Genomic DNA, 13,004 nt, shown 5'->3' with positions numbered 1-13,004 from the left:
CAGCGTACACAAAGTTGAGTCTATTCCACTCAACGTTCGCCGGGGAGGGTTCCGGCGCTAGGTTGCGCGCATGACGAGGCAGACGAGGCACTCCGTGGATCCGGTTTCCCCCGACGAGCCGTACCTCGCCTTCTGGCGCGAGCGGCATCTGTGCACCCTGACGACCCTGCGCCCGGACGGCAGCCCGCACGTCGTGCCGGTGGGGGTGACGTACGACGCCGGGGCCCGGCTGGCCAGGGTGATCACCAGCGGCACGAGCGCGAAGGTGAGGCACGTGCGGGCGGCCGGGCCGGAGGGCGCGCGGGTGGCGGTGTGCCAGGTGGACGGCCGGCGGTGGGCGACGCTGGAAGGGCGGGCGCGCGTGCGGACCGAGCCGGACCGGGTGGCGGAGGCGGTACGGCGCTACGCCGAGCGCTACGAGCGGACACCGGGGCCGAACCCGGCGCGTGTGGTGATCGAGATCGAGGTCGAGCGGGCGCTGGGCCACGGATGACCGTTTCCAGCCACCGCGAAACCCCGCCCGAACCGCGAAATGTCCCCACAAAACTGCAGCGGCGTCACCGTGTTCAGGTCACGGTGACGCCGCTGCGGGGGGAAGCACCTGAGCGATGTGTTACGACGGGGGAATCGCGTCAGGCACTGCGGGGGGTGGCCGAGATGGTCCTCAGGTCGGACTCCGCCGGCTCGCACAGCCGGTGGTCCCGCTGGTCCAGGTTCACAAAGATCATTCCGTACCGGATGGCACATCGCACCGGCTGCGGCGCCCCGCGCGGCTTGCGCAGGCACCGGAACGCCCGTACGTCACCGTCCTCGTCCCGCGTGACGACGACCGGCTCCCCGAACACGGTCACCATCAGCGAGTCACCGCTGTGGGGGATGGCGGTGACCAGGTCGATGAAGTGCCAGCCGGACCGGTAGGCGGTGGCCATTTCGCGACGGAAGGAGCGGTCGTCAGGCGGGGTAGTCACGTCAGCTCCTCACGCCGTCCTTGGGATGCACCGGCCAACTGGTATCGATTGCGGCCACCGTGGTCGCAGTCACCGCCGGCCAGCTGGTGTCCGCTCGAACGTCGCCGTTCACACTCGCCAGGCCGCCCAGTGCTCCCGCGGCCACGACAACGGAGAAGGCGGCGGCAAGTATCGAGCGAAGCAGTCTCTTGCCCATAGTCGGCTTCGTCCTCACTTGAAGGTCCCCTCTTCCCCCGTCGAGTACGACGATGGCTCATTCGGGCATGTCGTGGCCACATAATCAATGCATCATGTTCCTGCATGTTCAGGACCCTGGGGGGTGGAGATTTGGCAACGAATCGGACTAAAGCCGTACATCCCCATGCGGTGACCGAGATGTGCGAGGAAGGGGGACGCCTCTACGCCGATGCGCTGCGCGCCGGACGCATCGCTCGCGCCGAGGTGGAATGCGCCCCCTGCCTGCTGGAGTTCGCCCTCCTGCACCCGGACCCGGACGATCCGGAATGGCTGCGTCCCGTTCCGGCACCGGTGGCCCTGGCACAGCGGCTCAACCCCATAGAACGGGAGATCACCGAGCGCAGGCGGCTGTCGATCCGGCTGGCCGACGTCTTCGAGCCATTCATGGCCCTGAGCAGCCACATGACGGCCACCACCGATTCCATCACAGTATTGGAGGGCGGGGACCGCATCAACGCGGCGCTGAACCTGGCCACTTCCCAGTGCCAGACCGAGGTGCTCACGGTCCAGCCGAGCGACCGCTACTCCGAACGCAGCCTCCTGCGGGGCCTGGAACGCGACAGACCGCTCATCGAGCGCGGTGTACGGATCCGGACGCTCTACCAGCACACAGCGCGGTACAACCCCGAGAAGCTGGCCTACGTGGCCCAGCTCGCCAACGGCAAGGTGGAGTACCGCACCATCGACGAACTGGTGGAGCGCCTCATCATCTGCGACGAGGCCGTCGCCTTCCTGCCCGTCCGGGACGACCAGCAGGTCGCCCTCGAGCTGCGCCACCCGGGTCTCGTCCGCTACCTGATCAAGGTGTTCGAGTTCATGTGGGGCCGAGCCGTCCCGCTGAGCGCCGGCGCCCCCTACGAGACCGCCCCCGACGGCATCACCGAGATCCAGCACTCCATCGCCAAGCTCCTGGTCGAAGGCCACGTGGACGAGGCCATCGCCCGCCGCCTGGGCATGAACGTCCGCACCTGCCGGGCCCATATCGCCAAGCTGGCCCAGGCCCTGGGCAGCGGCAGCCGCGCCCAGCTCGGCTATCTCATCGCACAGTCCGGCATCCTGGACCGGGAGCAGTGAGACGGGGGACGAGCCGGCACCGGGCGCGGTCCGGCCGTCTCACCGGACGGTCGGGGATTTAGGATCGAGGCCGCTGAGCGCGGTGGGGCGGGGATGACCGTCCAGGCCGACCTGGGCGATGCGGACGCCGAGCTGGGTACGGCTGGCCGCGCCCAGGGTCTCCGAGAGGCGGGCGATGTGCGCGCGGCAGGTGCGCACGCTGATGCCCAGGCGCTCGGCGATCACCGCGTCCTGGTGGCCCTCGGCGAGCAGCGCGGCGATGGACTGTTCGCGGTGCGAGATGCCCTCGATGCCGGTGTCGGGGAGGGGCGCGGTCAGCGGGATCGCCAGGCGCCAGAGGCGCTCGAAGACCGTCAGCAGGTACTCGACCAGCGCCGGGTGGCGTAGTTCGAGCGCCATCGTGCGGTCCGCGTTGGCGGGGATGAAGGCCACCGTGCGGTCGAACAGGATGAGCCGGTCGATGACCTCGTCCAGGGTGCGGGCCTCGACCGCGTCGCCCATCAGCTCGAGGTAGTTGAGCAGGCCCTGGCCGTGCCGGGCCACATGCGTGTAGAGGTCGCGCATGCGCACGCCCCGGCCGCGCAGCGCGAGCGCCCGGTGCAGGCCCTCGGTGAGTTCCGCCTCGCGCCGGATGCCGCCGGGCTGCACCGTGAGCACCTCGGTGGTGCACGCCTCGGTCGCCTCGTCCATCGCCGCCTGGATGCGCGAGAGGCCGTCCAGGACCCGGATGGCGCTGCCCTCGGCCGGTGCCGCCAGGGCGTTCAGCTGCCGGCCCAGGCCCGCGTACCACTCGAAGGCGGCCACCGCCGAGCCCACGCGCCGCTGACTCGCGCTGACCTCGTCGTAGACCCCGCGCAGCAGCCGGGTCATGACCTCCTGCGGTGAGGTCGGCACCAGCCAGTCCATGTCGTCGGGGTCCGGGTGCAGCAGGGCCAGTTCCAGCAGGCAGGGCACCGTCTCGGCGTCCGTGCGCGCCACCCGTCCCCGGCGTACGGCCCGGGAGTACACCCGATCACCGGCTGCGCACAGCCGGTCGGCACCGTGAGGATGTTCCTCCGTCCCGTACCCGGCCATCGCCCATTCCACCCCCGGTGTGCTGCCACTTCCGCAGCGCAACTATGCGCGGCGCCGTCCGGGTCCGCAACACGGCTCTTCGCTCGACGGCCATCGAAAACCGCCGCTATGCCCGCTTTTGGGCAGCGCTCCGCCGTACGCCTTGCAACAAGCTGAAGGTGCTGGGACCGGTGGTCACCCGGCATCGTGGTGGTCGCTTCCCCGGGTGCCGCCGGCACCCGGGGCGGCCCCGGCCGGGCTTCTCCGCCTCGCCGGGGCCGCGTGAGCGCGCCGTGGGAGCGGCGCGGCGGACCTACTTCAGACCGGCCGCGGCGCAGGCCGCCTTGTACTTGGCGGTGCAGATGTCCTCGACGGGGTAGATGCCGTCGGCGACGACCGTGTCCTTGACGGTGCTCTTGGTCAGCGCGCTCACCTGGACCAGCCTGGAGGGGATGTCCTTGGCGGTGGGGCTGTCGACCTTGTCCTGGGTGAGGGCGTCGAACTGGATGTCCTTGCCCTGGACCTTGGTGACGGCCATCTGCGCGGCGGCCTCGGCCTCGTCCGGGTAGGACTTGTAGACACTCATGTACTGCTCGCCGGCGAGGACCCGCTGGACCGCGTCGAGTTCGGCGTCCTGGCCGGTGATCGGGGGCAGCGTGGTGACGCCGGCCGCCTTGAGGGCCTTGATGACGCCGCCGGCCATACCGTCGTTGGCGGAGTAGACGCCGGCGATGTTGCTCTTGCCGATCTGCGCGATCGCCTTGGCCATGTTGGCCTCGGCGTTCTCCGGCTTCCAGTCGGTGGTGTCGTACGTCGCCGCGATCGTCACCTTGCCGTTCAGCTCGGAGAGCGCGCCCTCCTTGAACTGCTTGGCGTTCGGGTCGGTGAGCGAGCCGTTCATCATGACGATCTTGTCGGAGGTGTCGGTGTCCGGCCCGAGCGCCTCCAGCAGGGTGCGGCCCTGCACCTCACCGACGAGTTCGTTGTCGAAGGAGATGTACGCGTCGATCGGACCCTCGGCCAGCCGGTCGTAGGCGATGACCGGGATGCCCGCGTCCTTGGCCTTCTCGACCTCGTCGGCGATGCCGTGCGCGTCGACCGCGTCGAGCAGGATGACGTCGACCTTGTTGTCGATCAGGTTCTGCATCTGCTCGGACTGCCGGGCGGCACTCGCGTCGGCGTTGGCGTACTCGACCTTGCCCTGCTTCTTGGTGAGTTCGGCCACCTTGTCCCGGATGATGGGGAAGTCGAACTTGTCGTAGCGGGAGTTCGCCTTCTCGGGCAGCAGCAGACCCACGGTGATGTCGTTGCCCTTCGTCGGGCTCGCGCTTGCGCCGTCCCCTGTCGCGTTCAGCACGCCACAGCCGGCGAGCGAGAGGGTCATCGTGGACGCGGCCACGGATATGGCGATACGACGCATTCGGGGGCTCACTTCAGGTGCGTTCCGGACGTGGGCGCTGCTATACGACCCAGGTGTCTGAAAAGACAACGCGGGCGCCGCACCCGGCGTCAAGAAGAATCACTTAACGAGTCCGCAACACCACGCTCAGCTGCACCTGTGAAGGTCACGCGAAACATCCTTCAAAGGGCCTTTACGGACTGCACATCCCAAGGGAGTCCATGGGACCGGCAAAGACCCGTACAACCAATCCGGCCCGTTCCGAGTCGGAGTCACGGCTGCCCCGAGCCGTCCCACTCGATCAGAGGAACGAATGATCCCAGCCAGACGTACGACCGCCACGGCCGTCGTACTCGCCGCCTCCGCCGCCCTGCTGAGCGTGGTCGCGCCGCCCGCGTCCGCCGCTCCGGCCTGCGCCTCGCCGGTCTACACCCGGCAGTTCTTCGCGAACACCACATTCTCGGGCACACCGAAGAAGACGGACTGCGACAGCGGCATCTACGAGCAGTGGGGCACGGGCGCCCCGGCCACCGGCCTGCCGAAGGACAACTTCGGCGTCCGCTGGACCCTCACCCGCGACTTCGGCTCCGGCGGGCCCTTCTCCCTCGCCGCGAGCGCCCAGGACGGCATCCGGGTCTACCTCGACGGCACCCGCAAGGTCGACCTGTGGAAGAACGTCTCCCGCACGCAGTCGAAGACGGTCGCCGTCACCGTCCCGCCCGGCAGGCACACCCTGCGCATCGACTACGTCAACTGGACCGGCGGCGCCGACGTCTCCTTCGGCTACGCCCCGCGCACCGGCGCCGACGTCGACAAGGTCAAGCCCCTGGTGCCGGCCGGGGTGTCGGTGACGTACGACAAGGCGACCGGTCAGGCCAGGCTGGGCTGGGCGAAGAACAAGGAGATGGACCTCGCCGGCTACCGCGTCTACCGGCGCCTGAAGGGCAAGCCGTTCGGCGCCGAGCCGCTCGCGACCCGCACGGTCACCTCGTACACCGACACCGCCCTGCCGCAGACCGGCGAGACGTACTACTACGAGGTCCGTGCCTTCGACCGGTCCGGCAACGAGTCGGCCGGCACGGCGGACCAGCCGGTCACCACCGTCGACCGGACCGCGCCCGCCGTGCCCGTCATCACCGGGGCGACCGGCGAAGTGACCGCCGAGGGCGGCACCGGCGGGCTCGAGGTCGCCTGGGACGGGGTCACGGGCGCGGTGTCCTACCGCGTCTTCCGCTCCCCCGCCGAGAACGGCACGTACACCCCGCTGGGCAGCACGGACAAGCTCTCCTACCTGGACACCTCGGCCGCCGAGAGCGCCGTGTACTACTACCGGGTCTCGGCCGTCGACGCGGCCGGGAACGAGTCCGCCCGCTCCGCGCCGCAGCGGGGGAAGATCTGGGACAACGACCCGCCCGCGCTCGTCACCGGCCTGACGGCCACCCCGGCCGAGTACGGCTTCCACCTGAACTGGGACAAGAACCCGGCCACGGACCTGAAGTACTACACGGTCCACCGGGGCGAACTGGTCGGGGACGACGGCGAGCAGGTCTGCTACGGCGTCTCGACGCAGTACGTCTCCCCCACGGAGACCTCCTACACGTACCTCATGCGCCCCGAGGGCGAGGAGGTCTGCTTCTTCGTGGACGCCGTCGACGACGACGGCAACTCGGCGATCCGGTGGAACGGGCCGGCCCCGGCCGTGATCACGACCGAGCTGGACATGACCCCGGGCGTCCCCACGCCCGAGAACTCGCCGGTCCGGCTGAACGCGACCGCCGGGGAGGAGGGCGCGGGACCGGTCGCCCTGGGCTGGAACGCGGTGCCCGGCGCCACCGGCTACCGGATCTACCGCTGGAACCCCGGGACCGGGGCCTACGAGAAGCTGACGGACACGACCGGGACGTCCTACGAGGACGGCGGCGCCCCCAAGGGCACCACCCACTTCTACTGGGTGACCGCCCTGCAGGCGGACGGCACGGAGTCCGCGGCGGGCGGCGACTGGGCCGTCCTGGCGCCCTGACCGCACGAGGAAGGGGCCGGCAGGATCGCTCCTGCCGGCCCCTTCGCGAGTGATGGGGTGTCAGTCCGGGGACTGCTGCCGCTTCGGACGCCACACCACCAGCGCGCTGGTCTGCTGGACCTCCTGGTACGGCACCAGGTCACGGCGGTAGGAGGCGTGCACGGCGGCCTCGCGCTGCTGCATCGCCGCCGCAGCACCGTCCAGGGCCGCCTCCAGCTCCACGACCCGGGACTGGAGTGCGGCGACCTGGTTCTCCAGTTCGATGATCCGCTTGATGCCGGCCAGGTTGATGCCCTCGTCCTGCGACAACTGCTGCACCTGACGGAGCAGTTCGATGTCACGGGCCGAGTAACGGCGGCCCCGGCCCGCGGTGCGGTCCGGGGAGACCAGGCCCAGGCGGTCGTACTGACGCAGCGTCTGCGGGTGGAGTCCGGAGAGCTGGGCCGCCACCGAGATGACGTAGACCGGGGTTTCCTCGGTCAGTTCATACGGGTTGCGCCGACGGCCGTCCATCACTCTCAAGCTCCCTTCGCAGCCTCGAACAGCTCCGCCCGCGGGTCCTCGCCCGCGGTCGCCTCGCGATACGCCTCCAGTGCGTCACGAGCCTTCCCCGACAGGTCCTGGGGAACACTCACCTCGACGGTGACCAGCAGGTCGCCGCGGGTGCCGTCCTTACGGACCGCGCCCTTGCCCCGCGCCCGCATCGTGCGGCCGTTCGGGGTGCCGGGCGGCAGCTTCAGGGTGACGGCGGGGCCGCCCAGGGTCGGTACGCGCACCTCACCGCCGAGGGCCGCCTCGGCGAACGTCACCGGCACGGTGACGGTGAGGTTGTCGTCCTTGCGGCCGAACACCGGGTGTTCGCCGACGTGGACGACCACGTACAGGTCGCCGGCCGGGCCGCCCCGTTCACCGGGCGCGCCCTTGCCGCGCAGCCGGATCCGCTGCCCGTCGGTCACGCCGGCCGGGATGCGGACCTGCATCGTCCGCGAGGACTTCGCGCGGCCGCTGCCCTTGCACTCCAGGCAGGGGTGCTCGGCGATCAGGCCACGGCCCTTGCAGTCGGGGCAGGGGTCGGTGAGTGAGAAGCCGCCACCGGAACCCCGAGCGACCTGCCCGGTGCCGACGCAGGTCGGGCACACACGCGGCGTGCCGTTCTTGTCGCCGGTGCCCGAGCAGGCCTTGCAGGGCGCCTGGGAGGACATCCTGAGGGGCACCGTGGCGCCCTCGATGGCCTCCGTGAAGCTCAGCGTGACCTCGGTGTCGACGTCCTGGCCGCGCCGCGGCTGGGTACGTGTCGGACCCGCGCCGCCGCCGCGGTTGAACAGGCCGCCGAAGACGTCGCCGATGCCGCCGCCGAAGCCGCCGCCCTGGGCGTTGCCCCCGAAGAGGTCGCCCAGGTCGAAGTTGAAGGAGCCGCCGGCCGCGCCCGGCCCGGGACGGAAGCCGCCGTTGCCGAACAGGGCGCGTGCCTCGTCGTACTCCTTGCGCTTCTTCGGGTCGCCGAGGACGTCGTTCGCCTCGGAGATCTCCTTGAAGCGCTCCTCGGCCTTGACGTTGCCCTTGTTGGCGTCCGGGTGGAACTCGCGGGCGAGCTTCCGGTACGCCTTCTTGATCTCGGCCTCGGTGGCGTCCTTGGGGACGCCGAGGACCTTGTAGTAGTCCTTCTCGATGAAGTCCTTGGTGCTCATCCTCGACGTACCCCCTTCCGCGGCCTTCCCTCAGTTCTCACGTCAGCCCTCTTCCGGGCCACCGCTCTCCTTGTCGTCGGCCGCGGGAGCCTCTTCGGCGCCCTCCGCCTTGACCGTCTGCGCGCCGGGCTGCGGCTCGGCGACGGCCACCCGCGCGGGGCGGATGGTGCGCTCGCCGATGCGGTACCCGGGCTGCAGGATCGCCACGCAGGTCGTCTCGGTGACGTCCGGCGCGTAGGAGTGCATCAGGGCCTCGTGGATCGTCGGGTCGAAGGGCTCGCCCTCCTTGCCGAACTGCTGCAGGCCCATCTTGGCCGCGACCGTCTCCAGCGACTCGGCCACCGACTTGAAGCCGCCGACCAGTTCACCGTGTTCGCGCGCGCGGCCGATGTCGTCGAGCACGGGCAGCAGCTCGGTCAGGAGGTTCGCGATGGCGATCTCCCGGACCGCGACCCGGTCACGCTCGACACGGCGGCGGTAGTTCTGGTACTCGGCCTGGAGGCGCTGGAGGTCCGCCGTGCGCTCGCCGAGCGCGGTGCGCACCTGGTCCAGCTGGGCCACCAGGCCCGCGTCTGCACTTCCGTCCCCGGCCGGGGCCGCCCCCTCCTCGGGGGCGGCCTTCGACTCGGCGTCTTCGGGGGTCGCGCCGGAGGGGACGTCGGGCTTCTCCTCGAAACCCGGGGTCTCCTCCGTCACGCGGCACCGTCCTTGCGCTCGTCGTCCACGATCTCGGCGTCGACGACGTCGTCATCGGCCTTGGCCTCGCCGGCACCGGCGGACGCGCCGTCCGCGGCCTGCGCGCCCTGGGCGTCGGCGTACATGGCCTGGCCCAGCTTCTGCGAGACGGCCGCGACCTTCTCGGTGGCGGAGCGGATCTCGGCGGTGTCCTCGCCCTTGAGCTTCTCCTTCAGCTCGGCGACGGCGGCCTCGACCTCGGTCTTGATCTCGCCGGGGACCTTGTCCTCATTGTCCTTGAGGAACTTCTCGGTCTGGTAGACGAGCTGCTCGCCCTGGTTGCGGGACTCGGCGGCCTCGCGGCGCTTGTGGTCCTCCTCCGCGTAGCGCTCGGCCTCCTCGCGCATGCGGTCGACCTCGTCCTTCGGGAGCGAAGAACCGCCGGTGACGGTCATCTTCTGCTCCTTGCCGGTGCCGAGGTCCTTCGCCGTGACGTGCATGATGCCGTTGGCGTCGATGTCGAAGGAGACCTCGATCTGCGGGACGCCACGCGGCGCCGGCGGCAGACCGGTCAGCTCGAACATGCCGAGCTTCTTGTTGTACGCGGCGATCTCGCGCTCGCCCTGGTAGACCTGGATCTGCACGGACGGCTGGTTGTCCTCGGCCGTCGTGAAGATCTCGGAGCGCTTGGTCGGGATCGTGGTGTTGCGCTCGATCAGCTTGGTCATGATGCCGCCCTTGGTCTCGATACCGAGGGACAGCGGGGTGACGTCGAGCAGCAGGACGTCCTTGACCTCGCCCTTGAGGACACCGGCCTGGAGCGAGGCGCCGATGGCGACGACCTCGTCCGGGTTGACACCCTTGTTGGCCTCCTTGCCGCCGGTCAGCTCCTTGACCAGTTCGGCGACGGCGGGCATACGGGTGGAGCCGCCGACGAGGACCACGTGGTCGATCTCGCCGAGCTGGATGCCGGCGTCCTTGATGACGTTGTGGAACGGCGTCTTGCAGCGCTCCAGCAGGTCCGCGGTCAGCTGCTGGAACTGGGCGCGGGTCAGCTTCTCGTCGAGGTGCAGGGGGCCCTCGGCGGAGGCGGTGATGTAGGGCAGGTTGATCGAGGTCTCGGTGGAGGAGGACAGCTCGATCTTGGCCTTCTCGGCGGCCTCGCGGAGGCGCTGCAGGGCCATCTTGTCCTTGGACAGGTCCACGCCGTGGCCGGACTGGAACTGCTTGACCAGGTAGTCGACGACGCGCTGGTCCCAGTCGTCACCACCGAGGTGGTTGTCACCGTTGGTGGCCTTCACCTCGACGACGCCGTCGCCGATCTCCAGCAGGGACACGTCGAAGGTGCCGCCACCGAGGTCGAAGACGAGGATCGTCTGGTCGTCCTTGTCGAGGCCGTAGGCGAGCGCGGCCGCGGTCGGCTCGTTGACGATGCGCAGGACGTTCAGACCGGCGATCTCGCCGGCCTCCTTCGTGGCCTGACGCTCGGAGTCGTTGAAGTAGGCCGGGACGGTGATGACCGCGTCCGTGACCTTCTCGCCCAGGTAGGACTCGGCGTCCCGCTTCAGCTTCTGCAGGATGAACGCGGAGATCTGCTGCGGGTTGAAGTCCTTGCCGTCGAGCTGGATCTTCCAGTCGGTGCCCATGTGGCGCTTCACCGAGCGGATGGTCCGGTCCACGTTCGTGACCGCCTGGCGCTTGGCGACCTCGCCGACGAGCACCTCACCGTTCTTCGCGAAGGCGACGACGGACGGCGTGGTCCTGGCACCCTCGGCGTTGGTGATGACGGTGGGCTCGCCGCCCTCCAGAACGCTGACGACGGAGTTAGTCGTGCCCAGGTCGATGCCGACCGCACGTGCCATGGTTGATTCCTCCAGCTGACTTGAGTGGAACAGGCTCAAGTGTGCACGAGCGGATCGCCGGGGTCAACAGACCTGAGTCAGCCCGGCTCAACTCTTATCCGTTCCTTACACGCAAGTGGCCGCTGACCTGCGTCGATGGTGGACGCCGCCCCTGCTGGACAGGCACCCGAACGAGTACGAGCACGGCCACGGCGAGGGCCACCCCGCCGGCCACCCAGAGGGCCGCCCCCTCCCCGGTCCAGCCGGTGTGCACCAGCACCCCCACCAGCACCGAGGAGAAGGCGCCGGCCCCGAGCAGCACGACCGCCCCCGGCGGGGCCAGCCCCGGACGGCGCAGCCGGTGCGCCAGGTGGTCGGGTCCCCGCCTCAGCAGCGGACGCCGGGCAACCGAGCGGGCGATGACCACGAGGAGGGCGTCGGCGACGGCGACCGCGGCGAGGCAGAACACCACCGCCGCGCTCGGCCCCAGTTCGTATCCCGCGCGCGTGAAGACGACGGCGGAGGACAGCAGGAACCCCGTGAACACCGAGCCGCAGGCGCCGAGACCGATCCGCGCGGGATGCCAGTTGTGCATCAGGAAGCCGGTGAGGGCCGCGGCGACCACGCTCAGCAGCACCGCCAGGCCGTCCATGACCTCGGCGGCGGCACAGACACCCGCCCCGAAGGCGGTGATCACGCCGACGGTCCCGGCGAGTCCGTCGGCGTGGTCCAGCCCCTTGAAGGCGAGGGTCGCCAGGACGATCCAGGCCACGGCCAGCAGCCCGCCCGGCACACCCGTCTCGTCGTACGGCACCACCCAGGCCGCCGCCACGGCCGTACCCGCGACGAGCACCCGCGCGCGCAGCCGCCACACGTCGGCCACCAGGCCCAGGCCGGCGATACCGGCGGCGACCGCCAGCAGCCGCCCGACCCCCTCGCCGAGCGGCGCGACCCGGGTCCATTCCCCCGTCCAGGCGACGAGACAGGTGACGATCACGACGGCGAGGCCGCCGAGCAGCGGGAGCGGCCGCTGACGGCGGGGGTCCAGGATCCCCGCCCTCAGCGCGGGCAGCCGGAGCGCCGCCGCGAGCACGGCGGTGAGGAGCAGGGCGGCGGTGGCGGCTGCGATCCCGTAGAGCACGGCTCTAAGGTAGGGGCGAAAGTATCAATTCGGTACGAATAACACGATCTGATTGCCTGCAAGTGGAGGACACAGGGCACCCTCAGCGACCCAGATCACCCCGCGCCCGGCTGCATCCCGGCGGAAGATGGAGGTAGTCTCAAACGGACTGCATAAGTTACCGCTTAGTAATATCGATCAGCTCGGACAGCTCGATCGGACCGAGGCCGCCTCAGGAGCCCCAATGCAACTCGCCGCGATCATCGTGTCGCTGGTCCTGATCGTGGTCGGCGTGGCACTGTTCGGCCGCGCCCTCCTGCAGATCTTCAACTTCATGCGGCTGGGCCAGCCGGTCCCCGCCGGCACGCGGACCAACGACCCCACACAGCGCACCGTCACCGTGGTCAAGGAGTTCCTCGGCCACACCCGGATGAACCGCTGGGGCATCGTCGGCGTGGCGCACTGGTTCGTGGCGGTCGGCTTCTTCACCCTGCTGCTGACGATCGTCAACGCCACCGGCCAGCTGTTCGAGGCGGACTGGATCCTGCCGATCATCGGCGACTGGGCGCCCTACAACGTGTACGTCGAGTTCATCGGCACGATGACGATCCTCGGCATCCTCGTCCTGATCGCCATCCGCCAGCTGAGCCACCCCCGCAAGCCGGGCCGCAAGTCCCGCTTCGCCGGCTCCAACTTCGGCCAGGCCTACTTCGTCGAGACCGTCATCCTCGTCGTCGGCGTCTGCATCTTCATGCTGCACGCCCTCGAAGGGGCCCAGCACCACGTGGACGGCTACGAGGCCTCCTTCTTCATCTCGTACCCGGTCGTCGCCTGGCTGCGGGACATGGACGTCTCCACGCTCCAGAACCTCACCTACTTCTTCGCCGGCCTGAAGATCGCGACCTCGTTCATCTGGATGATCACGGTCG

At 69.7% G+C, this 13,004-nt stretch carries 11 protein-coding genes and 1 pseudogene; 4 read left to right on the top strand and 8 right to left on the bottom strand.

The features are described from left to right. Window positions 1-70: 70 nt before the first annotated feature. Window positions 71-493, top strand: a complete 423-nt coding sequence (locus JK359_RS37035) for a pyridoxamine 5'-phosphate oxidase family protein (protein WP_201844028.1) — start codon at window positions 71-73, stop codon at window positions 491-493. Window positions 494-632: 139 nt separating this feature from the next. Here JK359_RS37035 and JK359_RS37030 read toward each other — a convergent pair whose 3' ends face one another. Next, window positions 633-968, bottom strand: a complete 336-nt coding sequence (locus JK359_RS37030; protein WP_201844027.1) for a Rieske (2Fe-2S) protein — start codon at window positions 966-968, stop codon at window positions 633-635. A gap of 300 nt (window positions 969-1,268) precedes the next feature. Between JK359_RS37030 and JK359_RS37025 the strand changes: the two genes are divergently transcribed. Then, complete coding sequence (locus JK359_RS37025; RefSeq protein ID WP_201844026.1) at window positions 1,269-2,279, top strand: helix-turn-helix domain-containing protein; 1,011 nt, start codon at window positions 1,269-1,271, stop codon at window positions 2,277-2,279. A gap of 39 nt (window positions 2,280-2,318) precedes the next feature. On the opposite strand, the gene JK359_RS37020 is transcribed toward JK359_RS37025, so the two are convergent. Then, on the bottom strand, window positions 2,319-3,353 hold the full coding sequence (locus tag JK359_RS37020) for a helix-turn-helix transcriptional regulator (protein WP_201844025.1): 1,035 nt from the start codon (window positions 3,351-3,353) through the stop codon (window positions 2,319-2,321). A 292-nt stretch (window positions 3,354-3,645) separates the two neighbouring features. Then, window positions 3,646-4,752 (bottom strand): sugar ABC transporter substrate-binding protein, encoded by a 1,107-nt coding sequence (locus JK359_RS37015; protein ID WP_201844024.1) that lies wholly within the window; start codon window positions 4,750-4,752, stop codon window positions 3,646-3,648. Between the two features lie 292 nt (window positions 4,753-5,044). Between JK359_RS37015 and JK359_RS37010 the strand changes: the two genes are divergently transcribed. Next, window positions 5,045-6,751, top strand: a complete 1,707-nt coding sequence (locus JK359_RS37010; protein ID WP_201844023.1) for a PA14 domain-containing protein — start codon at window positions 5,045-5,047, stop codon at window positions 6,749-6,751. A 60-nt stretch (window positions 6,752-6,811) separates the two neighbouring features. Here JK359_RS37010 and JK359_RS37005 read toward each other — a convergent pair whose 3' ends face one another. From JK359_RS37005 to JK359_RS36985, 5 genes are all read right to left on the bottom strand, one after another. Next, a complete protein-coding gene (locus tag JK359_RS37005; RefSeq protein ID WP_201844022.1) occupies window positions 6,812-7,264 on the bottom strand; it encodes a heat shock protein transcriptional repressor HspR in 453 nt (150 codons plus the stop codon). Window positions 7,265-7,269: 5 nt separating this feature from the next. Beyond that, a complete protein-coding gene (dnaJ, locus tag JK359_RS37000; protein ID WP_201844021.1) occupies window positions 7,270-8,439 on the bottom strand; it encodes a molecular chaperone DnaJ in 1,170 nt (389 codons plus the stop codon). Between the two features lie 42 nt (window positions 8,440-8,481). Continuing rightward, window positions 8,482-9,135: a nucleotide exchange factor GrpE gene (gene grpE / locus JK359_RS36995; protein WP_201844020.1), complete on the bottom strand. Its 654-nt coding sequence runs from the start codon at window positions 9,133-9,135 to the stop codon at window positions 8,482-8,484. Further along, on the bottom strand, window positions 9,132-10,976 hold the full coding sequence (dnaK, locus tag JK359_RS36990) for a molecular chaperone DnaK (protein ID WP_201844019.1): 1,845 nt from the start codon (window positions 10,974-10,976) through the stop codon (window positions 9,132-9,134). The genes grpE and dnaK overlap by 4 nt, the downstream gene beginning before the upstream one ends. Window positions 10,977-11,070: 94 nt before the next feature. After that, window positions 11,071-12,096, bottom strand: a complete 1,026-nt coding sequence (locus JK359_RS36985; protein WP_201844018.1) for an MraY family glycosyltransferase — start codon at window positions 12,094-12,096, stop codon at window positions 11,071-11,073. A 223-nt stretch (window positions 12,097-12,319) separates the two neighbouring features. On the opposite strand from JK359_RS36985, the pseudogene JK359_RS36980 reads away from it, so the two are divergent. Beyond that, a pseudogene (locus JK359_RS36980) lies at window positions 12,320-13,004 on the top strand (Fe-S oxidoreductase); the annotation flags it as partial.

Source organism: Streptomyces actinomycinicus, assembly GCF_016741775.1.
Lineage (GTDB): Bacteria > Actinomycetota > Actinomycetes > Streptomycetales > Streptomycetaceae > Streptomyces > Streptomyces actinomycinicus.
The sequence above is the reverse complement of the archived record's forward strand: the minus strand, read 5'-3'. Positions and strand labels throughout refer to the sequence as shown.

Excerpts from the sequence above, each read along its gene's own strand:
- JK359_RS37035 (WP_201844028.1), top strand. The coding sequence starts at position 71 with ATGACGAGGCAGACGAGGCACTCCGTGGATCCGGTTTCCCCCGACGAG.
- JK359_RS37010 (WP_201844023.1), top strand. The coding sequence starts at position 5,045 with ATGATCCCAGCCAGACGTACGACCGCCACGGCCGTCGTACTCGCCGCC.
- JK359_RS37025 (WP_201844026.1), top strand. The coding sequence starts at position 1,269 with ATGTTCAGGACCCTGGGGGGTGGAGATTTGGCAACGAATCGGACTAAA.
- JK359_RS37020 (WP_201844025.1), bottom strand. The coding sequence starts at position 3,353 with ATGGCCGGGTACGGGACGGAGGAACATCCTCACGGTGCCGACCGGCTG.
- dnaK (WP_201844019.1), bottom strand. The coding sequence starts at position 10,976 with ATGGCACGTGCGGTCGGCATCGACCTGGGCACGACTAACTCCGTCGTC.
- JK359_RS37005 (WP_201844022.1), bottom strand. The coding sequence starts at position 7,264 with ATGGACGGCCGTCGGCGCAACCCGTATGAACTGACCGAGGAAACCCCG.
- dnaJ (WP_201844021.1), bottom strand. The coding sequence starts at position 8,439 with ATGAGCACCAAGGACTTCATCGAGAAGGACTACTACAAGGTCCTCGGC.
- JK359_RS37015 (WP_201844024.1), bottom strand. The coding sequence starts at position 4,752 with ATGCGTCGTATCGCCATATCCGTGGCCGCGTCCACGATGACCCTCTCG.